We start from the raw sequence: 22,165 nt of genomic DNA, 5'->3' as shown, positions 1-22,165 counted from the left end.
GAGCATAAACCTCCGTGAACGAGCAAAAAGCCAGAGTCATACACAAAAAATCAAAAAGCTGGATGAAAGGTCTGCAAACGACTGCTTTCAACCAGCTTTTCTTCTTATCTATTCCTCTTACTCTTCATGATAATCCTCGTTTATTACCGTGAATTCATCAATCAACTCTCCATCAGAAGAAATAGTCGTAAATGTAATTTTGTCTTTGTCTACTTTTGCACGGATGGATACAGCGATGTTGTCCATATTTACAAACTCAAATTTTTCATCTGCTACAGCGTCATAATGTTTGTTGCCTGTTGTTCCAGCTACGACATAGACGGTTCCGTTTGCATCTTCATTTCCAGCTTTCAATTTCTTTGTCCGGCCATAACTATGGTCGTGACCAGAGAAAACAAGGTCGATACCAAGTTCGTCTGCTACAGGAGGTATCTTTTCTTTCATGATCTCGTTACCGCCAAACGGGTTTGTGTAATATGGTGGTTTATGAGTCACAAGAATTTTCCAAGGCTTATCAGAACCTTTCATATCCCGTTTTAACCACTTAAGCTGTTGGTTCAATACCTCAGCATCAGATGTGTATCCAAGTACAGCGATATGCAAGTTATTGTAATCCACTGAATATGTTCCGCCTTTATCAACATTTGGTCCGTTATTAGGTAGATTAAAGATGGATTTTGCTAAAGATGCATCAGCATCTCCCATGTATTCGTGATTTCCGAGTGCAGTGACTAAATCAGTAGAACGAATCTTGTCATAACCACTCAATACAGCTAACGACTCATCCCATTGATGAAATTTGGAAGATTCATCAATAAGATCGCCAACATGAACCATGAATGATAGATTTTCTTTGTCTAGATCTCCTAATATTTTGTTGAAATGAGACAGATCAGAGGGTGATTGCGTATCGCCAAGGACTGCAAACTCAAAGCTCTGCTTTCGCTTTAATGTTGTAAATTCCATGAACTCTGACCAGTCCTCACCATCACCAACACGGTAAATATAAGTGGTTTCTTGCTTTAGCTTTTGAAGCTTCACCTCATTTACACGGACTATACCGTTCTTAGTAATATCTAGTTCTCCAGAAAATACTTGATCACTTCCCCTTGCTTTTTGAGTTCTTAATGTAGACCTGCCTTTACGTTCAAAGTCTTTCTTTTTAGCGTATTGAACAATTGCTGATTGTTTTCCAGCAAGAGGACTAGACATCCAGGTTAAGCCTTTCGTTTTATAAGGATCGCCAGTCGGAGTCGATATAATATTCTTGAATTCAGTTTCAGTCGCAAGCGCTGGGTATATTTGTGTGTTGACCTTAAAGGAATATTTACCTTCTTTTACTGCATATAACGTAATTTTCTTCACTTCATCTGAGAAAGAATCAACTATTATCTTTCCTTTATGATCAGTTTTCCCTAAGGAGACAGGATCTTGCTCACCAATTTGCGCAAACAATTCAGCATTTACAACGGGCTCTTTGTTACTATCATTTACAAAAAGCTTTGTTGGTTCTCCAATTAATATTGGATCATGTGTCAAGCTGATTGCTGATTTAACGGGAATACTATTTGGTTTGATCGAAAAAGTTGAAATGAAATTCCCTGCTTTTGGCTGACGATAAACTAGATTACCTTCAATTATTTCATATTTTAGTTCGCTTTCTTCTTTTGTAGAAGCAGGAATATCTACCTGAATCGTTGCAGCATCTGTAGTTTCAGAAGTCTCTCCACTATAGATTAGATTGAGAGTTAAGATGCCAGTCTGTTTGTCGTAGTTCGATGTACTCGACTGAAAAGCTTCTGAAAAGAATACATCTTCAACTGGAAATTCTTTATCCATCTGCATACGGATAGCAGCAGAAGTAATATCATCCATTTGTGTCATTTTCACTCCGAGATTAAAGGGATCGCCTAAATAAGCTTCTTCTCGTGACTTGAGTAGTTCAACCTTTGCGGATCCTGTATTTACTGAAAAATAACTGGTATGAACAGCTTGGTTTCCAAATTTATCAGGAACGATCAACGTTACTTTATGTGTTCCATCAGCCCAACGATACCCACTTAATGAGATGGAACCATCCATGTCATAAGAAAAGTGACCTTCTGCATCTTCATAATTCTTACCATCTACGATCATACGGATCTTGTCCCAATCAATGCCTGTTTTAAACAAATCATCTTCATATTCGTTTACTCTTGCCGTAATGGTTACTTCATCTGTTGTGAAATTCTTGTCGTCCGTACTAACAGATTGAATGACAGGAGGGTAGAGGTCATCTACCTTTTCACCGTATACGGCACGTATGTTATCCACATAGATGGATCCTTTTGTCATTGGACCGGTAATCCCGGATTTCGTAGACATCAAACGGATCGTTTGTGTTCCTGATAACTGGAACGGACCTGTAAAAGAGGAGGGGATATCAGCTTCGATGTATTTCCAGCCTGTCCAGTCTATTCCGGGATCTTCACTTGTTAGATTTATCGTCTGATTCTTACCGTTGCCATCCACGATCATCATTCTCAGCCAATAGCCTTGTGCTTCAGGAGTTCCGTACACCCACATGCCTATACTTGAAGGATTACCGTTGATAGGAGTATGTGCACCAGGTCCAGCATAAACACCGAGCGTTGTTCCTATTTGAGCACTTGAAAAATCAAAATCAAGTTTGAGCGACTGGTTGTCAAAACGAACAGGGTCTGGGAATTCTGAAAGTGATAACGTTCCTTTTTCTCCGCGGCCGGCAGTGGATGTTTTCCAGCTGCCAAGTGTATCCTCAAAATTATGAAGAACGATAGGAAGCTGTCCAACCGCTACATTTATCTGTGCTTCAAGAGAGGTTCCATTTAGTCGAGCCGTGATCTTTCCTTTTACGTTTTGATCTCTAGTATGAAGAATACCTCTTTCATCAATAGTCCCCATACCATCAGGGATATCAAATGTAATATCTTGCGTGTTCCATTTTACATTCCTTTTTTGGAAACTGGTCAAGAGATTAATCTCTGCTTGGCTGTTTTTAGCAACTGTCAATTCAGAAGATGCAAAGTGCATTTCGTTCGGTGTTTCAATCTCAATGATGCTTTTCCCAACTTCTGTCCCATTAAATTTTAACAGGATATGAAATTGACCAGTTTTTCCACTTGAGACAAAGGTTCCGTCTTCATTAATGGTTCCAAAAGAAGGATCAGATACCTCCCATGTTAACCCTGAGTTTGGGAGTGGGGCAGAAGCTTTAGACTTGTCCATTCCTTTTGCGTCAAAATGAATCGTTGAGCCAGGAGTGAACGATTTGTCATAAGGTTCGATGTGCGCGGAATGAAAGACATGATCAGAAGGCTCTTTTGTAACAACAAGCCAAGAGTTGGCAACACTTCTTTCATTCCTGTCCGAGGGTTGATTGTCTACTTCTAATACATCTTCACCTAGTTTACGAGTCGTAAAAGTGGAGGAGCCGCCTCCGTCGAGGTTAAGAGCGTGAACAGCGCCGTGATCAAGCATTAATTGAGCTAAGTCTTTCATTGAAATGCCAGCTGAATAAGGTTCTTGTCTTCCGTCAATGACAACAAAGAAAACATCACCGTCGTCTTTAATACCAACTGCAGTACGAGGCTCTTTATCCTGGCCGGTTTGAGGAGTTTGATAGATTTGGCTGTTTCTGACTAGGATTGCGTTACCGCCGAGAGCTTCTTGAAGATCTGTTTTCATTGATTCGTATTCTGTGGGATTACCGATAACGGCACTACCATCCTTCTTTATGCCGAAAAAGTTCCATGTTCGTCCGTTTGTCCCTTTTATTGAGCGCCCTTCTTTATAAACAACTCCATGAGGTTCACCCGTTGCCATGTTATAAAAATCAGCGTTTACGGCTGCAACTACTTGGTGGTTTTCTCCATTGGCCGCATTTGCTTGTGATCTCACAGGCTGTAGGCCAAATGCATCTCCATCATTAGGCGTCCCGGCTTCAATAGCAACGTTTGGATTATGTACATCGACTTCTACTACGTAACTCTCAATCTTCTTTCCTTCTTTGCTTTCAAAGCTGTAATGCTTTTCTTCTACACCAGGCGCGATGTTTACCCGGTATTCATTAATGGGGGTTTGTACAACTTCCGAAACGAGTTCGAACTCACCTAAAGCAGAAGTACTGATGGGAGTTAATGTACTGCTCACGAGACTCAGGGCTAGGGCAGAGGTTAATAGATTTTTCCAATTGTTTTTCATCTTTTCCTCCTGTAAACATTATTTTTGGTACAAGGGTTTAGGTATACAGGTTTACGATAATGGAAAAATATTAATTTAATGTTAGTATTTTGTAATATGTGTTTATAGTTATACTAGAAAACTAAAGTAGTTGTTACAATAGGGCAAAAGTTCTCTTGTAGCCATACATATAAAGACCTGCACTCAGACGAGCGCAGGTCTTTTCTCTCTCTAGCTTTCTCTCTCTAGGTTCTCTCTCTCTGTTATCATACGAGGGGTTGTTAAAGCAAAAGGTTTTAATGCAATTGATCACATCGGGTGAATCAGTACTCATTTCCACTAAAGGAAATGAACTGATTAGCACCAGCCGTGTCCGCCACCGTAACCACCGCACCAACAACACCCAACGATGATTAACAAGATAAATAGAACTACGATTAAAGCGAAGCTGTTTCCGTAAGACTTATATCCCATTTAACCCACCTCCTTCTTTACAATGACAGAATATTAGAGGTACAAGTTAAAGGTTTGGGCGGAATTAGCCCATTTTTTCGGGACAAGAGCGGAATCCTTATTTTGTAAATAAATACATTTACCAAAATGTGGTTTCGTGTATAATTACACTAAAACCTACCAAGATTATTGACTTTTATGAACAAAACCATATTTGGAGCTGATAACATGTACGGTGTAATTGCTTATTTAAACAGTGAAACTGAACAAAAGATAAATGAACTTAGGGATGGACTAATAAAAGAGGGGATCGTGGGTCATGGTATGCGGCCTCATGTAACACTTGGTACACATCCAGAAGTAGATATTGAGTCTTTTATAGTATCGTTTCAGAATTACTTTAAAGACATTGCTGCTGTACCTCTTTTCTTTCCATCTGTAGCCATATTCTTAAACAGCGGAACTTTATATGCAGCACCGACTAAAAACAGTGTGCTGACAGATTTTCATCAGCGTTATCATGACCACTTTAAAAAAGAGATAAACCAACAATCCTTATATATCCCAACTTATTGGGTGCCGCATTGCACGCTCGTAATGGACTTATCACATGAAGACTTAATTAAAGCGTTTGATTATTGTGCAAGGAACCTAGAGCCATTTCCTGCTACGATCGATAGTGTCGCACTTATACAACTAACGTATGAAGCTGATATATGCATAGATGTTAAGGATATTCTGACTGTGAAATTAAAAAAAGATGACGTGAATTGATATCGGATGACGTTTGAAAGTAGATGCTGTATGGTTATACATATACTAGTCATACAGAAAGGAATTATCGTACATGTGGAACGAATTTAAAACATTTATCATGCGTGGCAACGTGATCGATCTCGCCATCGGAGTAATTATCGGGGCAGCGTTCAGCAAGATCGTCACTTCACTCGTTGATGATGTCATCATGCCTCCGATTGGTCTGTTACTTGGAAAAGTAGATTTCAGCAACCTCTACATAAATTTAGGAAAAGGTGACTATGCCACATTAGCAGATGCGCAAAAGGCGGGAGCCGCAACACTTAATTATGGATTGTTCATTAACACGCTGATCAACTTCTGTATCATTGCATTGGTCATATTTCTGGTAGTAAAGCAGATTAATCGTCTTAAGAGAAAAGAAGAAGTAAAAGCGCCAGATACAAAAGAATGCAAATATTGTTTATCTACAATTCCGCTGAGAGCCGTTAAATGCCAAAACTGTACGGCAGATTTAAACGATGATGCTGTAGTGAGACAGTCCTCTGAATAAGGGGGCTGTCTTTTATTGTAGGAAAAGTCTATAGAAGCAGTTGTGCTACAATTATTACATAAAAACCAGTGAAAAGTAGAGGTAGGTGAAACCATGCCTGAAGCGGTCAAAATCTCTGTACGGTCCTTAGTTGAATATGTATACCGTTCCGGGAGTATTGAATCCCGATTTAAATCAACCTCATCCTTAATAGAGGGAACGAAGGCACATCAAACCATACAAAAAACGTATGAAGAGACCGATAAGGCAGAAGTATTTCTGCAAACGAGCTATGTTCATAAAAACCTTGAATATTGGATAGAAGGCAGATGCGACGGTCTGCTTTTGCGTAATGATACAGTCACAATTGATGAGATCAAATCTACTGCTCGGAATTTAAGTGAGATTACAAGTGATTCCTATCCCGTTCACTGGGCTCAAGCAAAGGTGTATGCCTACATATACATGGAGAGAGAAAATATAGACAAAGTTACGGTCCAGCTTACGTATGTACATATTGATTCGAGTGAGCAGAAGAAATTTCAGGAAGATGTTACTTTTACCGAGCTAGAAAATTTCATGTCTCAACTAATAAAAACGTATGCACCATTTGCTGAGTTGCGTCTCGAAAATCTGCAAAAAAGGAACAACAGTATACGAGAGCTAGCTTTTCCATTTCCATCATACCGGAATGGTCAACGTAACTTTGCTGGTGCTATCTATAAAACGATTATGGATAAAAAAACTCTATTTGCGAATGCTCCGACTGGTACAGGAAAAACCATTTCGACTCTTTTTCCAGCCGTCAAAGCGATCGGAGAAGAAAAAGCAGAAAAGATTTTTTATTTAACAGCTAAAACACTCAATCGAAAAAACGCAGAAGAAGCACTTTTGTTAATGAAAGAGAAGGGATTATTTCTGCAAAGCACGACCATCACGGCTAAAGACAAAGTTTGTTTTAAAGAAGAAACTCGGTGTGAACCCTCGTATTGTGAGTTTGCCGATGGATATTTTGACAGGATAAATGGAGCAGTACTTGATATCTTGAAACATGAGACCGTGATGGATCGAGCAGTAATCTCAGAATATGCACAGAAACACAAAGTTTGTCCGTTTGAATTCTCTGTTGATCTTGCGTATGCTTCGGACAGCGTAATCTGTGATTATAATTATGTATTTGATCCTAGAGTCTCGTTCAAACGTTTGTTTGAAGAACAAAAAAAGCGGACGGTTCTCCTTATGGATGAGGCGCACAACCTAGTGGACAGAGCTCGCGGAATGTATTCTGCAGAGATTATGAAATCGTCATTTTTACAACTTGCGCGTAATTTTAAGGGAAAACATGACGGGGTCTGGAATACGGCAAAAGCCGTTAACCAGGAACTTCTTTTAATAAAAAAAGAACATGATGATAATGATGTTGCTGTCATAGAATTGCAGGAAAAACTACTTGTGAGTTTAGAAGCTTTCTTAATACAGGCAGAGCAGCTATTAGCCAGTGGTGATAACAGCGAACAACTATTAGAGACTTTTTTTGAAGCGCTGCAATGGGTCAAGATTTCACAATTTTACGATGAACGTTTCGTTACGTTCATCTCGACGTTTAAAAGTGAGGTCAAAGTTCGGCTATTTTGTATGGATCCTTCACAGCTGCTTTTTCAGACTGGTAAGAAATATGGTTCACGCATATATTTTTCAGCAACACTCTCACCACTATCGTATTTTCAAGAAATGCTCGGAGGAGAGAAAGACGATTACATCATTCGGATGCCGTCTCCTTATGAAAAAGAGCAGCTGGATGTATTTGTGCAGCCTCTGTCTACCCGCTTTAGAGATCGGGAAAAAACGATAGATCCTATTGTGGGTATGATCAAAGACTTGGTCGTGAACAGACCTGGCAACTATCTTGTTTTCTTTCCATCCTATCGGTATATGACAGATATATATGAACGAATGTTAGAAGTTGATCCAGACTTTTCGCTCATCGTTCAACATCCTGCTATGAAGGAAGAAGAGCGAGAGACATTTTTAGCTCATTATGACTCTGTAGGTGAGAAATCGCTTGTCGGGCTCGCTGTCATGGGTGGCATCTTTTCTGAAGGAATTGATTTAAAAGGAGATAAACTTACTGGTGCTGTAATCATTGGTGTTGGATTGCCTCAAGTAGGATTAGAGCGTGATACGATGAAGGATTATTTTCAGCGTGCAGGCAAGAATGGTTACGACTTCGCGTACGTGTATCCTGGAATGAATAAAGTACTGCAGGCAGGAGGGCGTGTTATCCGTTCAGAAGAAGATCAGGGAACGCTCGTTTTAGTAGATGATCGCTTTCTAACAAGGAAGTATGTAGAGATGCTGCCAGAAGAGTGGCGTGATTTTGTGGTGTTGGATCGGTCGTTTATGTAACGTTGTGTTTTGTGAGTTTGTCGAAAAGCCTATAAAACATTTTGAAGGCCTATAAAGTAATTTGCTGGCCTAGAAAAAGATTTGAAGAACCATAAAATTGGCTGAAGGCCTATAAAATGAAAACTTGGGCCTAGAAACGAGTCACAAAAAACTATCACACACTTCCAAAGCCATTAAAAAAACACTTGGAGACGGAACTCCAAGTGTTTTTCTTTATTTCCTAAACAACCCTGCATTTAAAAATGGCAAACCGAATGTATCTGCTGGCGGCGTTATTTCCTTCATTTTGCGTAATTCAACCTCTTCGAATTCAAAGAAGACCTCCCGCATCCGCTCAAACGTGTACCCTAATCCTCCTTGCATCGAGCGATCTTTGTACACATCCATGTCAGGTATATCTAATCCCATGCCCACCGCATCAAAACAAGTAATTGCGAAATGCCCGCCTTCTTTTAAACAGTTGTTTAAAAGGTTCAAATAACTGACACGACGATGTGGAGGCACATGATGGAAGCAGCCAGAATCATAGATGAGATCATACTCTTTGTGTGGTAGGTTAATCTCAAAGATACTCCCTTGCATAAATTTCACTTCAACGCCTTTTTCAATAGCGCGTTCACGAGCCCAATCTAGTCCTTCGCTTGAGAGGTCTACAGCATCTACTTCAAACCCGTGTTGAGCTAAGAAGATTGCATTTCGACCAGGACCACATCCAAGTTCTAACACGCGGCCAGGCTGAATCATGCCACGTTCCACGTAGTTCACAAGATTTTCATCTGGAGCGTCAATAAAAAAAGGAATTTTTTTATTTCGATCTTCATAAAAAGAGTTCCAGAACGCGCCCTCATCACGTAAAAGAGAATCTAGCATGTTAAAAACATGTTCATTTTTTGTAATCAAATTTGTCAAATGATCTTCCGCCTTTCTCATTCAAAATGAGCATCTGACTGACTGAGCTGTCTACCTCTATTTTACCAAAAAATAGGCTATAATAGGGGTGTTTAAAATAAATGAAGTGAGGTGAAACAATGGATAAAATAGCGATTATAGAAGGTTTAATTCTTATGAAAGCTGGTCCAGAAGACGTGAAAGGAATAGCCAGAGTTTGCTCAGAAGGATGGCGTGCAACATATGGATACCTAGAAGATGAAGCGTATGTGAATAGAGTCATCGAAGAATATTATAACGAGAAAAGAATTGAAAAAGAAGTGACCGTGTTCACCGAAGGTTGGCACGGATATTTCGTAGCAAAAGAGGATGGGGAAGTAGTAGGTGCAATCGGCGGTGGAACGATTGGTGAAGAAACAGGTGAGATCTTTGTGTTCTATATGGATCCGAACAAGCGAAACAGGGGAATTGGATCGAAACTGTTAAACTATTACACAGACTATCAGAAGAATTTAGGTATTAAAGAACAATGGCTATCTGCGCAAAAAGATAACGAAAAAGCGATTCCTTTTTATGAAGCAAAAGGGTTTGTAAAACAGTCAGAAAAGAGGAGTGAAGGAAGCGGAAAACACCTGTCTATTCGATATATGCGAGAAATTTAAGAGCCCCTCAAGCAGAGGAGCTTTTATTGAACAGATTTTTAAGCTAGCACTCTTGTCCTATCTTGAGCTTCATACAATTTAATCAAGCAAATTATCTCTTAAAGCAACGCTGTAATTAGTCTACGATTGCTTTCTTACGTAAAAGCAAGGATTGAAAGTTCATACCTATACCTCGTCCAGCTTCTGTGACAACGTGAAAATCTTGTACGTCGAATAGAGGAGTGACCACATCAAGTAAATCTTCATCGGTATAAAAGGAGAAGAATCGCTTTGGAATATATGAATCTTCTTGCCACACTCCCTCAGAATCTTTACCGCCGTAAACGCCCATGTAGAATAAACCATCCTCTGATAATACGGTATGAATGTTTTTAAGAACAGCAGGCAGGCTTACCTTTGGAACGTGAAGAAGCGTATTCATCGCCCATACCGCATCAAAAGATTCATCATCAAAATGTAGTTTGTAATAATCCATCACTTCTGCTTTTAAACCTTTTGCACGGCACGTTTCTACCATGTTAGGAGAGAGATCGATACATGTTACATCCAAGTGATGTTGAGATAAGTATTTCCCATGTTGACCTGATCCAGCTCCAAGATCAAGAACAGTATGTTGATCATTTTTTGGACTAGATGTAAGAGCGGCAACAAAGGCATTTAATTCGTCAATTTTCCAATTCTGAATCTCTGATCGATCACGTGAATCAGCTTGCTCGTTATAGCTTGCTTTCAGACTTTCTTTTAATAAAAGATCCATGGTGTTCTCTCCCTTATACTTATCTGAAAATCAATTCTCTAAGCAACAATGTATTTATTATAGCGAAAGGTAAGAGTTAGGTAAATTTCAAAATGAAAGAATATTCTGCAAAGGAAAGCCCTTACATCCCTCCCAGTCCTTACACAATCTATTGTCTAGTAAAAAAGTAGTGTTCTATATGACCCCTTGAAACCAAATGATAGAGACGGTAGAATGTGAAGAAATTTATTTTTTCTGAAAATTCATAACAAAGGGAGGATATCCATGTCACGTTCAGCGCTGAAAGCAGTACCTTCACCAAATACACCAGATCCTGAGAACAGCAAAAAAAATATCTTTAATCGACTGTTGGACTGGGTAGAGAAAAACGGAAATAAGCTTCCGGATGTTCTTACTTTGTTTGTCATCATTACGGCTGTTATCTTGCTGGGTTCATTCATAGCTGGAGTAGCTGGATGGAGTGCAGTGAATCCGGCTAATAATGAAAAAATTACAGCAGTCAACCTTCTGAACGAAGATGGAATCATAAGGATGCTGAGTGAGCTAGTTAGTAACTTTGTGAATTTCCCGCCGCTGGGCCTTGTGCTCGTCGTTATGCTAGGAGTAGGGCTGGCGGAATCAACAGGTTTGATCTCAGCTTTCATGCGAAGGGTTGTATTAGCCTCACCAAAAGCACTCATCTTACCGATCATCATTTTTATAGGAATCGTAGGAAATGCAGCGGCTGATGCCGCTTTAATCGTACTCCCACCTGTAGCAGCAATGGTGTTTCTCACTCTTGGACGTCATCCGATCGCTGGACTTGCAGCAGCGTATGCAGCAGTTGCTGGTGGATTTAGTGCAAATATCATCATTAGTATGCTCGATGTAATGCTTGCTGGTTTCACAGAGTCAGCAGCTCATCTTCAAGATAAATCGTATACAGCAAACCCTGCTATGAATTACTACTTCATGCTAGCCTCAACTTTTGTGCTAGTACCTGTTGCTGTTTGGGTAACGACAAAGATTGTAGAACCAAGACTAGGGGATTACCAAATTCCTGATGATCTTGAAGTGAAGAAACAAGCCTTAACTTCTGAAGAAAAAAGAGGCTTAAAGTGGGCAACGATCTCCCTATTAGTCTATACAACGATCATTCTGCTGGTAACGGTTCCCGGAGGTGCTATGCTTCGCCATCCGAAAACAGGAGAACTGATCGATTCTCCGTTTATGGATTCATTGGTTCCGATCATGCTTCTATTTTTCTTGATTCCAGCAATGGCTTATGGATTCGGTTCTAAGGTCTTGAAAAATGATAAAGACGTAGCCGAACATTTAACAAAAGCTATGAGCGGCATGGGGTACTATATCGTACTTGCTTTTATTGCAGCTCAGATGATTGCTTATTTTAGCTGGAGCAATTTAGGTTCGATCATTGCAATAACAGGGGCAGACTTTTTAAAAGAATCAGGGTTTACGGGACTTCCGTTATTGCTCACATTTATCCTTTTTACAGCTCTTGTAAACTTACTCATAGCTAGTTCTTCAGCAAAATGGGCAATTTTAGGACCTGTATTTGTCCCGATGTTTATGGCTTTAGGTTATAGTCCAGCTTTTACCCAGATGGCATATCGAATTGGTGACTCGATCACCAATACGATAACTCCGATGCTTGCATACTTTGCCATCTTGCTAACTTTTGCGAAAAAGTTTGATAAGAATATGGGAATGGGAACTTTGATTTCCTCATTACTTCCTTATACGATCGCTTATACGATTTTTTGGTGTGTTTTATTTGCTGTCTGGTATGTGCTAGGACTTCCATTAGGTCCTGGCGAATATATAAAAATGTAGATTATAAGAGGAGTGAGCAGGAATGGAACAATTATTTAGCCGTTTGGCAAACTATCAAGATGAAATGGTGGAGATCCGGCGACATCTTCACCAAAATCCTGAACTGTCATTTGAAGAAGTCGAAACACCAGCCTTTATCGCTTCGTATCATGAGAAATTAGGATTAGATGTGCGCACGGGAGTCGGTGGGCGAGGAGTAGTCGCTACATTAAAAGGCGGAAAACCAGGAAAGACAGTTGCACTTCGAGCAGATTTTGATGCACTTCCGATTCAAGAGGAAAATGAATCTCCATACAAATCCAAAGTGCCTGGTGTTATGCATGCTTGTGGACATGACGGCCACACAGCGTCACTACTAGTACTCGCAAAAGTTTTAGTGGAGCTTAAGAACGAAGTTGAAGGAACAATCGTGTTCATTCATCAGCATGCTGAGGAACTCGCTCCAGGTGGAGCTATTGCAATGATTGAAGATGGCTGCCTAGATGGTGTGGATGTTATCTACGGAACACATCTTTGGGCAACGATGCCAACAGGAACAATTGGTTATCGAACAGGGCCAGTTATGGCAGCCGCCGATTCGTTCACAATTAAAGTACAAGGTAAAGGTGGCCATGGCGCTCAGCCTCATAAAACAAAAGACAGCATCGTTATTGGTGCACAACTTGTTTCAAATCTTCAACAAATTGTGAGCCGCCGAGTCAATCCATTGGACGCTGCAGTCGTTTCAGTTGGTGCTTTTGAAGCAAAAAATGCATTTAATGTGATCGCGGATACGGCAAAATTAACAGGAACGGTCCGTACATTTAAGGAAGACGTTCGAGTTGCCATCGAGCAGGAGATCGATCGCATCGCAAAAGGAACGTGTATCGCATCTGATGCTTCCTATGAATATGTATTTAAACGAGGATATCCGGCAGTTGTTAACCATAAAGGCGACACGGAGTTCATAGTGGATGTAGCGAGAAAAGTTCCAGGTGTTATGGAACTCGAAGAAATCGAACCGCAAATGGGTGGGGAAGATTATTCATATTACTTAGAAAGAGTTCCGGGCACGTTCTTTTTTACCGGTGCTCTTGACGAAGCGTGGGAAGAAGTATATCCGCACCATCACCCAAAATTTAAGATTAATGAAGATGCTTTATTAATAGCAGCAAATTTACTTGGGGCTGCAACACTTACTTATCTAAAACAAAATGCTTTAACAAAAGTTTTGAGCTAATTAATAAAAGCATGAAAAAGCTCCCTTACGAGAGGGAGCTTTTTTTATATTCAAGAATTATTCCCAACAGCTGTCAGGAGCGCTTCCAGATCCACCTGTTCCATTTTCACCGGAATCATTTCCATTAGATTGCTTGCACTTCTTAGAAGATTTCTTAGACTTTACAGCAGGACCCTTTTTAGACTTCTTGCGTTTAAGACCATCACCTAAAAGAGAGCGTAACGCTTCAACAGTACCAGCTTCAGCACCGTTTTCAGCGGTTACTTCAGCTTCAGTCTCTGTGCCGTTTGCATCTAAAGAATTAAAAGCTTCCAAAAGTTCTTTTCTTTTTTTACCCAATCGTATCACCCCCACTATTACTATATGAAATGCGTAAAAGAGTGCTTGTACGAATCACCATTTTTAAGATGAAGAAGCGTCTAAATTCTTTCGATATTGAAAAATCTACATTTGATTTTCGAAAAAAATTGTTGCCAACCACTTAAGTATCATTTTATAATAAATGTGTAAAATTACACTTTTTACAGTGGGGTGATGTTATGAAAGGAAAGTATCTTTTAATTATGATTTCTTTATATGGAATTGCTCTTTACACAAGCTCCTCCATCCATTCACACCAACAACAAACAGTGGTAGTAGAAGATGCGGGAAAACTTTTACCGACAAAAATGAAAGAGGTAAAGAGTTCGCATTCTACAAAAGAACTCCAAAAGTGGGTCAAACAAGAAAAGACGATTTCAATCGCTGGGATGCAGCATAGTCAGGGAGGTCATACTGTCTATCCATATGGAACACTTCTCGACATGAAGAGATACAACGAGATATTGAATTTCAACCCTAAAGAAAAAACGATAACGGTTCAAAGTGGCGTGACATGGGCAGATATTCAAAAGAAGATTAATCCGTACGGTCTATCTATTCAAGTCATGCAGTCGCAAAATATTTTTACGGTTGGAGGTGCTCTAAGTGTAAATGTTCATGGACGTGATATAAGGTATGGCTCTCTAATCGATACGGTAAATTCATTTCGCTTACTTAAGCCAGATGGAGAAATCATTTCTGTGAGCCGTGAAGAGAATAGTGAATACTTCTCATACGTGATAGGCGGTTATGGTCTTTTTGGAGTCATACTCGATGTCACACTTCATTTGGCTGAGGATGAACTGTATCAACATCGCATATCCACGATGGATTACCAAGAATACGAAGAGCATTTTAAGGAAAAGGTTAAGAATGATGAGCATGTAAAGATGCATCTTGCTCGTTTATCTGTTGCTCCTAAGACCTTTTTAAAAGAAATGTATGTAACAGACTATGTATTGGCAGAAAATCAAAAGAAGTTAAGTAGATATTCAAAGTTAAATGAAAAAGAAACCGTGGTGCTACCAAAATTTATGTTAGGGATGTCTCGTTATAGTGAATGGGGAAAAGATGTATTTTGGGAGACACAGAAGAAACACTTTCAAAATAGTAATGGCAGATATCAATCAAGAAATAACGTAATGAGATCAGACAGTACGTTTATGGAATATGAAAATGCCAATCGAACAGAAGTATTGCAAGAGTACTTTGTTCCTGTTGATCAGTTTGCTTCATATATAGACGATCTAAGAAAGGTGTTAGAAAAAGAGGATCTGAACCTGTTGAACATCACGATTCGATACGTTGAGCATGACGAGGATGCTGTATTGTCCTATGCAAAGGATGATATGTTTGCTCTTGTGTTATTGATTAATCAAGGCAGATCTGAAAAAGAGATAAAGAAAACAGAGAAGGTCATTCAGAAGATGATCGACGTAACGTTAGATCACGATGGAAGCTATTACTTACCTTACTATTCATATCCGACAGAAAAACAACTGAAACGAGCATACCCGCGTATCGATGAGTTCTTTGAGAAAAAACGCGAGCTTGATCCTAAAGAACGGTTCAAAAATCTTTTCTACGAGGTGTACTCACAATGAATTATCGTACATTTGTAACAATTCAAAGCCTTTTAATGACAGCAAGCTCAATGGTTTTTCCCTTCTATCTGCTTCTCATCCGTAACATCGGTGACAGCTACTCGCAGTTCGGATTGGCATACGGTCTTTTTGCTCTGACTGGAGCACTTGTTCATCCGATAATTGGCAAGCTTTCTGATCAATTTGGTGACCGTACCTTTATTCTTTTACATACATGGGGTATGGCTGGGATGATGCTGATTGTTCCTATCATTGAAACAGTCACTGCTCTCTACTTGGTGCAGATCGTAATGGGGATATTAGGTGCTGTGCAAAAAACATCGGAGAAAACCGTCCTAGCAAGGCAATCTGAGGGCGTACAGACGGGGACAAAGATTGGAAGCTATCATTTATGGACAAGTGTATGGGGGGCGATTGCTGTGATGCTGACAGGTTATCTGATAGACTTCTTAACGATAGGAAGCTTGTTCTATATCGCATCATTTCTTTATATGATCGCTGGCGGTCTGATCTTAAAGTCAGTCACCACTACATCCGAAATTCAAGAAAAAAAGCCCGTACAGCTCTAGCTGACGGGCTTTACGTATACATCTGATAGAGAAGCCAGGTAATAACAAAACATTGGATGGCAAGGACTAGAATCTTTTTTGCAGGATGCTTTACGCCGTTACCTAATATTCTAGTAAAAATAGTTTCAAAGGATATAACAACCAAGAATGTAAAAATAAAGCCTAGAATAAGTTCTTCCATTCCATTTTTCCACCTATTTTATTGAGTCTGCAGTTTGAATCAGATCATCATTCGACTTCAAATCATTTAAGAGAGATCGTCGTCTTTCTTGTCTCTTCTCCAATACTTTTTAATAAAGTTTTTCACAATATCTTTTCCTGCTAATAGCGCACCTAGCCAAAAGAATACTTCTCCACCGATAAATAATCCACTAACAATGGCAGTTTTAAGACCGGCACCGAATGATAAGAACGGTATGACCGGTATTAGAATCCACAAAACAAACGAAAGTATAATAAAAATAATTCCGATTTTCTTTTTCAAAGTAATCTCCTCCGTACCTAATTACAAGTAATACGAAAAAAACGAGATAAAGTTCCCATCTCATTATTCTACCAAATTATTAGAAAATATTCCCACTAACTATTTAATTATTAACTGGGTGACATTTCCAATAAGCTCATAGTTGAAAATGTTTCCAAGTTTGGATAATGTTAAGAGGAAACTGATGTAAAAGGGTGGGGTAATTTTGAAAAAGGAACTTGTATATCAGAGCAGAGATAAAGATGTTGAAGTGTTCGAGGATGAATTTGGAAGTATTACGTTAAAAGAGATACCTTATGAAGCAGCCGTAATGGTCGCGTTAGAGAACGATTCTCTCATATTGATCAGCCAATATCGACCGGCCGTAGATCAAGTTATTATCCAACTTCCAGGTGGTGGAATGAACGAAAATGAAGATCCGATGGAAGCTGCAAAAAGAGAGTTGCTTGAAGAGACGGGTATCGTGTGTGGAGAAACGGTTTTCTTGGGAAGTATACAGCCAAGTGCTTGTTTGAGTAATACGGTTACGCATGTATATTTTACTAAAGATATTGTGGAATACAAATCTCAAATGCTAGAGAAAAAGGAAGCAACGATTCAAGCGTTTCATATCCCTATAGAACGGGCATTCCGAAATATTGAACAAGGGATCTGGAAAGATAGTGAACTTGCACATGGCTTATTATTGGCAAGGCTGAAAGGGTGGATCTAGTTGAGTTGTTTAGGATGTGAATTAGCGAATAGAGTATTACCTATACATACGGTTTATGAAAATGAGTGGGTGCAATGTTTTCTCGATATTGATCCCTTTAATGAGGGGCACACGCTCATTCTTCCTAAAAGACATGTTAAGGAATTAACAGAGCTGACGAATGAAGAAACGAATGCTGTAATGGAAGCTGCAAAATACATATCAAAAAAGCTAGAGAACTGTTTTAACCCTGATGGGATTACGATTAACCAAAATGGGGGTAAGTTTAGTGATCTTACTCATTTTCATATGCATGTGATTCCGAGGTATGAAAACGATGGATTCACGTGGAGTGAATCGACGATCTTAGATAATGCTTCTGAACGTTTAGCCGAAACAGCAGGTAAACTTCAAAGAGTGTAATGTTTTTAACTTTATAAAGATTGTGCCACAATGTGAACAAGGAGGGATTCATTATGCCAAGCAGTATTCATGATCGTGCCGTTCTACATAATGGTGTTCAAATGCCATGGATTGGTCTAGGAGTTTATAAAGCTGAAGATGGTGATGAAGTCATCCAGTCCATAAAGTGGGCGCTCGATGCAGGTTATCGAAGCATTGACACAGCAAGCCTTTATAACAATGAAACGGGTGTCGGTCAGGCAATCGCCGAATCCAATGTTCCAAGAGAAGAACTCTTTATTACAACAAAAGTTTGGAACACCGAACAAGGCTATGAAAAAACCTTATCAGCATTTGATGAAAGTTTAGAGAGGCTAGGGCTAGACTATGTGGATCTATACCTTATTCACTGGCCGGTGCCAGGAAAGTATAAAGAAACATGGAAAGCTCTTGAGAAAATTTATAATGAGGGACGAGCTAAAGCGATTGGTGTCAGCAACTTCAAACAGCACCATCTTGAAGATTTGATGAGTGAAGCAGAGATCAAGCCGATGGTGAACCAAGTGGAATACCATCCTCGTTTGTCGCAGGAAAAATTGTTAGCGTTCTGTAAGGAGCAAGGAATTCAGCTGGAAGCATGGAGACCTCTTTTAAAAGGAGAAATCTTTGAAGAGCCAACATTGGTAGAACTCGCAGATAAACACAATAAGTCAGTCGCTCAAATCATTTTGCGCTGGGATCTTCAGAACGGGGTAGTCACGATTCCTAAATCTGTCACACAGCATCGAATCGAAGAAAATATCGAACTCTTTGACTTTGAACTGACAAATGAAGATATGTCGCGTATTTCGGCGTTAAATCAAGAAAAACGTAACGGTGCAGACCCTGATGATCCGGAGTTTTATAAACAGTTTGAATAAAGTGAGTGTAAGCCTTCCTGTTTTTAGGTAGGCTTTTTTTGTGGATTCGTACTTATGGGCCCTAAACATACATTTATAGTCCTTCAAAATAATTTATAGTTCCTAATGATAAATTTATGGTCCTTCAAAAAAATTTAAGGGCCGTAAAAATCAATTTATAGGCTTTTCGACAAATCTACCGTTTAATCTCGCTCCCTTCTATATTTTAACGTGTTTTAAATCATTAGATTCGGGAAAAATGATAAACGTAATGTAATGAAAGGGAGTGTAACAATGACAAAACGAGTATTGATCGTCGTAACGAATCATCAAAACATTGGTAATAATAAGACAGGGCTCTGGTTAGAGGAGTTTGCGGTTCCTTTCAATGAGTTTCGCGACAAAGGATATGATATTACGGTAAAAAGCATTAAAGGTGGAGCTGTTCCGCTAGATCCGAACAGCTTAGAAGGTGTAGATAAAGAAACATATAAGGAAGCACTGGCTCAGTTGGAAGGTACTGCAGAACTTACTCCTGATGATGCAACGAGCTATGACGCGATCTATCTACCCGGCGGGCATGGTACCGTTTTCGATTTCCCGAAAAGTGACGCATTAAAAGAAGTAGTAAGTCAAATGGCACAAACAAATAAAGTAATCGGAAGTGTCTGTCATGGACCTGCAGGACTTACAACAGCAACACTTAAAGATGGTACACCTATCGTAAAAGGTAAAACGGTTACAGCATTTACGGATGAAGAAGAAGAGGAGATGCAGCTGACGAAAGAAGTACCGTTCTTACTCGAAACAAAGCTTCGTGAACTTGGAGCAGAGTTTCAACGAGCAGGAAAATGGGAAGATTTTGCGGTAACAGACGGCACACTTGTTACAGGACAGAATCCTCAATCTAGCAGAAGTGTAGCGCTCCGCATGATTGATGTGTTGGATAAACAATAAAAGATGAACGGAAGCGACTAGCCGAGGCTGGTCGTTTTTTGTCCTTTTTCAGACGGGTCTAATGTTTCTTAAGAACGTATTGTACTTTTTATGTGTTGACGAGCTGATATTATTTATACATTACTTGTAGTACATGATGTGCAAACGATCATGGTGATCTAGAGTGCCAATTAATATTTCAGGCAGGTTCGTATTCTGTTGTCTTAGTTGTTCCAAAAGCCATGCTTTTGTTTTCCCGGTTTCAGCGAGCTCTTTTTGATTGATTTTTCCTTCCTTGATTATGATTTGAGGATAGTCAAAGGGCTTAGGAGGCAAGTTTAAGTCTTTTTGTATTACTGTTTGATATTGAGGATCCAAAAATGATGTAATGGTTCCGTTTGATTCAAATAAGGCCAGAGCGACTTCTTGGATATTGATGACCCTATGCTTACGAAGCTCTGAAAATAATACATCAATTGAGATGCGCGCCTTCTTTAAATTTTTATAAAGTATTTGACCGTTCTTTACCAAAATAATAGGGGCAGGGTCAATTAGTTTACGAAGTGGATGCCAATGAAGTCCTGTGATCGTAGTGCTAACATATAAAAAAACGAGAACAGTCATCGTAATAAGGGAACCTTTTAAACCCAAGTGTTGATCAGACAAGGGATGGGCGATGATATTTCCGAATATGAGTGCCATAATAAAATCCAAAAGGCGTAGCTGTGAAAAGGAACGTTGTCCCATAAGTTTTACGGCGAGTAGCATGAAGAAAAAAGCAACGATTGCTCTTAATATCCATTCAATTGCTGTTAATGATTCTTGGCTTTGGTAAAAATCAATCATGCGTCTGTCACCTCAATTCTATTTATTGCATTTAGTATAGGCTTCAAGCGTGACGTTTTAACACAATAAAAAGATTTTAAATAAATAGTATAGAAAAGTCGCAAATAATGCGGCTTTTTTTTAATGGATTTGCAGAGTGATAACGAAACACCGGGTCTTAAGACCTATTGCTCATACCCAGCGCTAAAAATAACTGGAAAGAAGTTAGGGATAATTTATCATTGACGATGATAATCATTATCAATTAAGGTTATACATGTAATCAATAATGAGAATCATTTTCACTGATGTGTCGGATAATCCACTAGGAGGAATAAAATATGAGCATGTTACAAATAGAGATGAATGAAAAATATTTAAAACAACAAGAAAAAAGAGAGTCAAACGCAAGATCTTATCCGCGTCGTATTCCGATCGCCATTGAAGAAGCGGACGGAATCTATGTAAAAGATGCTGATGGGAAGACATATATTGACTGTCTGGCAGGAGCAGGAACACTTGCGCTAGGGCATAATCATCCGGTAGTGATAGACGCTATTGAGAAAGTGCTTCATGACAAGCGCCCTTTACATACACTGGATTTAACAACGCCAGTAAAAGAGGAATTTGTAAGTGAAGTGTTTGATAGTTTACCAGAAGAATTCGCAAAACGTGCAAAGATTCAATTCTGCGGACCGACTGGCGGAGATGCGATCGAAGCAGCGATCAAGCTTGTAAAAACAGCAACTGGTAGAAGAAGCATCCTATCTTTCCAAGGAGGCTATCATGGCGCTACACACGGAACGATGGCGCTATCTGGTAACTTAGGGCCGAAACAGAGCGTGCAAGGCTTGATGCCAGATGTACACTTTATGCCATATCCATATGAATATCGCTGCCCGTTCGGAATGGGTGGAGAAGATACGTGGAGAATCAGCGCTAACTATATTGAGAATCTTTTATATGATCCAGAAAGCGGAATCCTTCCTCCAGCGGCCATGATTTTAGAAGTCGTACAAGGAGAAGGTGGATCTATTCCTGCGCCAGTTGAGTGGCTGCGTGAGATCCGCCGCATCACGAAAGAGCGTAACATTCCATTAATCATTGACGAAGTGCAAACAGGTATCGGACGCACTGGTGAACTATTTGCCTTTCAACATGCTGGAATTACTCCGGATGTAGTCGTTCTGTCTAAAGCGATTGGTGGAAGCTTGCCTTTATCTGTTGTGATCTATGATCGCGAACTGGATAAATGGGGACCTGGTGCGCATATCGGAACGTTCAGAGGAAACCAGATGGCTATGGCAGCTGGAACAGCAACACTGCGTCATATTAAAGAAAACAACTTATCACAGCACGCTGCTGAACTTGGCGAGAAACTTATGCTTGAACTTTCAATCCTACAAAATGAAATTCCTGAGATCGGTGATGTTCGAGGCCGAGGTTTGATGGTAGGGGCAGAAATTGTGAACCCGCGCATTCCAACTGGATTAAAAGGAACATATGCCGCAAACTCTGAACTCGCTAGCCGCATTCAACGAGAATGCTTTAACAGAGGATTGATCTTAGAAGTAGGCGGAAGGCATGGCAGCGTTGTCCGATTCTTGCCACCGCTTATCATTACAGAGGAACAACTGGATGAAGTAATCGCAATTTTCACAGATGCGGTAAGAGCCGCACTAAAATAGA

At 39.7% G+C, this 22,165-nt stretch carries 21 protein-coding genes; 13 read left to right on the top strand and 8 right to left on the bottom strand.

Features of this window, described 5'->3' with window-relative positions; translation table 11 throughout:
* Nucleotides 1–117: 117 nt before the first annotated feature.
* Both IHV11_RS16440 and IHV11_RS16435 read right to left on the bottom strand, forming a co-directional pair.
* Nucleotides 118–4,221 (bottom strand): phosphodiester glycosidase family protein, encoded by a 4,104-nt coding sequence (locus IHV11_RS16440; protein WP_197195564.1) that lies wholly within the window; start codon nucleotides 4,219–4,221, stop codon nucleotides 118–120.
* A gap of 336 nt (nucleotides 4,222–4,557) precedes the next feature.
* A complete protein-coding gene (locus IHV11_RS16435; protein ID WP_197127025.1) occupies nucleotides 4,558–4,674 on the bottom strand; it encodes a YjcZ family sporulation protein in 117 nt (38 codons plus the stop codon).
* Between the two features lie 207 nt (nucleotides 4,675–4,881).
* Here IHV11_RS16435 and IHV11_RS16430 point away from each other — a divergent pair, with 207 nt between their 5' ends.
* The 3 genes from IHV11_RS16430 (at nucleotide 4,882) to IHV11_RS16420 (ending at nucleotide 8,347) form a co-directional block, all read left to right on the top strand.
* Nucleotides 4,882–5,427: a 2'-5' RNA ligase family protein gene (locus IHV11_RS16430; RefSeq protein WP_197195563.1), complete on the top strand. Its 546-nt coding sequence runs from the start codon at nucleotides 4,882–4,884 to the stop codon at nucleotides 5,425–5,427.
* Nucleotides 5,428–5,500: 73 nt separating this feature from the next.
* Nucleotides 5,501–5,962, top strand: a complete 462-nt coding sequence (gene mscL, locus IHV11_RS16425; RefSeq protein ID WP_197195562.1) for a large conductance mechanosensitive channel protein MscL — start codon at nucleotides 5,501–5,503, stop codon at nucleotides 5,960–5,962.
* Between the two features lie 93 nt (nucleotides 5,963–6,055).
* The gene (locus tag IHV11_RS16420) at nucleotides 6,056–8,347 is read left to right on the top strand and encodes a helicase C-terminal domain-containing protein (protein WP_197195561.1); all 2,292 of its coding nucleotides are present in this window, start codon (nucleotides 6,056–6,058) and stop codon (nucleotides 8,345–8,347) included.
* 213 nt (nucleotides 8,348–8,560) lie between these two features.
* Here the strand turns inward: IHV11_RS16420 and IHV11_RS16415 are convergent, their stop codons facing one another.
* On the bottom strand, nucleotides 8,561–9,217 hold the full coding sequence (locus tag IHV11_RS16415) for a class I SAM-dependent methyltransferase (protein ID WP_197195764.1): 657 nt from the start codon (nucleotides 9,215–9,217) through the stop codon (nucleotides 8,561–8,563).
* 158 nt (nucleotides 9,218–9,375) lie between these two features.
* On the opposite strand from IHV11_RS16415, the gene IHV11_RS16410 reads away from it, so the two are divergent.
* On the top strand, nucleotides 9,376–9,897 hold the full coding sequence (locus IHV11_RS16410; protein WP_231620377.1) for a GNAT family N-acetyltransferase: 522 nt from the start codon (nucleotides 9,376–9,378) through the stop codon (nucleotides 9,895–9,897).
* 115 nt (nucleotides 9,898–10,012) lie between these two features.
* Here the strand turns inward: IHV11_RS16410 and IHV11_RS16405 are convergent, their stop codons facing one another.
* Complete coding sequence (locus IHV11_RS16405; protein ID WP_197195560.1) at nucleotides 10,013–10,654, bottom strand: class I SAM-dependent methyltransferase; 642 nt, start codon at nucleotides 10,652–10,654, stop codon at nucleotides 10,013–10,015.
* A 264-nt stretch (nucleotides 10,655–10,918) separates the two neighbouring features.
* Between IHV11_RS16405 and IHV11_RS16400 the strand changes: the two genes are divergently transcribed.
* The gene (locus IHV11_RS16400; protein ID WP_197195559.1) at nucleotides 10,919–12,487 is read left to right on the top strand and encodes an AbgT family transporter; all 1,569 of its coding nucleotides are present in this window, start codon (nucleotides 10,919–10,921) and stop codon (nucleotides 12,485–12,487) included.
* A gap of 22 nt (nucleotides 12,488–12,509) precedes the next feature.
* Nucleotides 12,510–13,706: a M20 family metallopeptidase gene (locus IHV11_RS16395; protein WP_197195558.1), complete on the top strand. Its 1,197-nt coding sequence runs from the start codon at nucleotides 12,510–12,512 to the stop codon at nucleotides 13,704–13,706.
* Between the two features lie 57 nt (nucleotides 13,707–13,763).
* Here the strand turns inward: IHV11_RS16395 and IHV11_RS16390 are convergent, their stop codons facing one another.
* Nucleotides 13,764–14,045 (bottom strand): hypothetical protein, encoded by a 282-nt coding sequence (locus IHV11_RS16390; RefSeq protein WP_197127032.1) that lies wholly within the window; start codon nucleotides 14,043–14,045, stop codon nucleotides 13,764–13,766.
* Between the two features lie 200 nt (nucleotides 14,046–14,245).
* Here IHV11_RS16390 and IHV11_RS16385 point away from each other — a divergent pair, with 200 nt between their 5' ends.
* Together IHV11_RS16385 and IHV11_RS16380 are read left to right on the top strand one after the other, a co-directional pair.
* Nucleotides 14,246–15,670 carry an FAD-binding oxidoreductase gene (locus IHV11_RS16385; RefSeq protein ID WP_197195557.1) on the top strand — a complete coding sequence of 475 codons (1,425 nt, stop codon included), beginning with the start codon at nucleotides 14,246–14,248 and terminating at the stop codon, nucleotides 15,668–15,670.
* A complete protein-coding gene (locus IHV11_RS16380; protein ID WP_197195556.1) occupies nucleotides 15,667–16,239 on the top strand; it encodes an MFS transporter in 573 nt (190 codons plus the stop codon). The genes IHV11_RS16385 and IHV11_RS16380 overlap by 4 nt, the downstream gene beginning before the upstream one ends.
* Before the next feature lie 10 nt (nucleotides 16,240–16,249).
* Here IHV11_RS16380 and IHV11_RS16375 read toward each other — a convergent pair whose 3' ends face one another.
* Together IHV11_RS16375 and IHV11_RS16370 are read right to left on the bottom strand one after the other, a co-directional pair.
* On the bottom strand, nucleotides 16,250–16,420 hold the full coding sequence (locus IHV11_RS16375) for a hypothetical protein (RefSeq protein WP_197195555.1): 171 nt from the start codon (nucleotides 16,418–16,420) through the stop codon (nucleotides 16,250–16,252).
* Between the two features lie 66 nt (nucleotides 16,421–16,486).
* A complete protein-coding gene (locus IHV11_RS16370; protein ID WP_197127035.1) occupies nucleotides 16,487–16,723 on the bottom strand; it encodes a transporter suffix domain-containing protein in 237 nt (78 codons plus the stop codon).
* Between the two features lie 205 nt (nucleotides 16,724–16,928).
* Between IHV11_RS16370 and IHV11_RS16365 the strand changes: the two genes are divergently transcribed.
* From IHV11_RS16365 to IHV11_RS16350, 4 genes are all read left to right on the top strand, one after another.
* Complete coding sequence (locus IHV11_RS16365; RefSeq protein ID WP_197127036.1) at nucleotides 16,929–17,435, top strand: NUDIX hydrolase; 507 nt, start codon at nucleotides 16,929–16,931, stop codon at nucleotides 17,433–17,435.
* Nucleotides 17,436–17,837, top strand: a complete 402-nt coding sequence (locus IHV11_RS16360) for an HIT family protein (protein WP_197195554.1) — start codon at nucleotides 17,436–17,438, stop codon at nucleotides 17,835–17,837.
* A gap of 53 nt (nucleotides 17,838–17,890) precedes the next feature.
* Complete coding sequence (locus IHV11_RS16355; protein WP_197195553.1) at nucleotides 17,891–18,736, top strand: aldo/keto reductase; 846 nt, start codon at nucleotides 17,891–17,893, stop codon at nucleotides 18,734–18,736.
* 273 nt (nucleotides 18,737–19,009) lie between these two features.
* A complete protein-coding gene (locus IHV11_RS16350) occupies nucleotides 19,010–19,672 on the top strand; it encodes a type 1 glutamine amidotransferase domain-containing protein (RefSeq protein WP_197195552.1) in 663 nt (220 codons plus the stop codon).
* A gap of 120 nt (nucleotides 19,673–19,792) precedes the next feature.
* Here IHV11_RS16350 and IHV11_RS16345 read toward each other — a convergent pair whose 3' ends face one another.
* Nucleotides 19,793–20,494 (bottom strand): DUF421 domain-containing protein, encoded by a 702-nt coding sequence (locus IHV11_RS16345; protein ID WP_197195762.1) that lies wholly within the window; start codon nucleotides 20,492–20,494, stop codon nucleotides 19,793–19,795.
* A 323-nt stretch (nucleotides 20,495–20,817) separates the two neighbouring features.
* Here IHV11_RS16345 and IHV11_RS16340 point away from each other — a divergent pair, with 323 nt between their 5' ends.
* Complete coding sequence (locus IHV11_RS16340; RefSeq protein ID WP_197195551.1) at nucleotides 20,818–22,164, top strand: aspartate aminotransferase family protein; 1,347 nt, start codon at nucleotides 20,818–20,820, stop codon at nucleotides 22,162–22,164.
* Nucleotide 22,165 lies beyond the last annotated feature (1 nt).

Source organism: Fictibacillus sp. 26RED30 (genome assembly GCF_015903845.1).
Lineage (GTDB): Bacteria > Bacillota > Bacilli > Bacillales > Fictibacillaceae > Fictibacillus > Fictibacillus phosphorivorans.
The sequence above is the reverse complement of the archived record's forward strand: the minus strand, read 5'-3'. Positions and strand labels throughout refer to the sequence as shown.

Bases quoted from the DNA above. Each gene is read 5' to 3' on its own strand.
- IHV11_RS16440 (WP_197195564.1), bottom strand. From the start codon at position 4,221: ATGAAAAACAATTGGAAAAATCTATTAACCTCTGCCCTAGCCCTGAGT.
- IHV11_RS16435 (WP_197127025.1), bottom strand. From the start codon at position 4,674: ATGGGATATAAGTCTTACGGAAACAGCTTCGCTTTAATCGTAGTTCTA.
- IHV11_RS16430 (WP_197195563.1), top strand. From the start codon at position 4,882: ATGTACGGTGTAATTGCTTATTTAAACAGTGAAACTGAACAAAAGATA.
- mscL (WP_197195562.1), top strand. From the start codon at position 5,501: ATGTGGAACGAATTTAAAACATTTATCATGCGTGGCAACGTGATCGAT.
- IHV11_RS16420 (WP_197195561.1), top strand. From the start codon at position 6,056: ATGCCTGAAGCGGTCAAAATCTCTGTACGGTCCTTAGTTGAATATGTA.
- IHV11_RS16415 (WP_197195764.1), bottom strand. From the start codon at position 9,217: ATGCTAGATTCTCTTTTACGTGATGAGGGCGCGTTCTGGAACTCTTTT.
- IHV11_RS16410 (WP_231620377.1), top strand. From the start codon at position 9,376: ATGGATAAAATAGCGATTATAGAAGGTTTAATTCTTATGAAAGCTGGT.
- IHV11_RS16405 (WP_197195560.1), bottom strand. From the start codon at position 10,654: ATGGATCTTTTATTAAAAGAAAGTCTGAAAGCAAGCTATAACGAGCAA.
- IHV11_RS16400 (WP_197195559.1), top strand. From the start codon at position 10,919: ATGTCACGTTCAGCGCTGAAAGCAGTACCTTCACCAAATACACCAGAT.
- IHV11_RS16395 (WP_197195558.1), top strand. From the start codon at position 12,510: ATGGAACAATTATTTAGCCGTTTGGCAAACTATCAAGATGAAATGGTG.
- IHV11_RS16385 (WP_197195557.1), top strand. From the start codon at position 14,246: ATGAAAGGAAAGTATCTTTTAATTATGATTTCTTTATATGGAATTGCT.
- IHV11_RS16380 (WP_197195556.1), top strand. From the start codon at position 15,667: ATGAATTATCGTACATTTGTAACAATTCAAAGCCTTTTAATGACAGCA.
- IHV11_RS16375 (WP_197195555.1), bottom strand. From the start codon at position 16,420: ATGGAAGAACTTATTCTAGGCTTTATTTTTACATTCTTGGTTGTTATA.
- IHV11_RS16355 (WP_197195553.1), top strand. From the start codon at position 17,891: ATGCCAAGCAGTATTCATGATCGTGCCGTTCTACATAATGGTGTTCAA.
- IHV11_RS16350 (WP_197195552.1), top strand. From the start codon at position 19,010: ATGACAAAACGAGTATTGATCGTCGTAACGAATCATCAAAACATTGGT.
- IHV11_RS16340 (WP_197195551.1), top strand. From the start codon at position 20,818: ATGAGCATGTTACAAATAGAGATGAATGAAAAATATTTAAAACAACAA.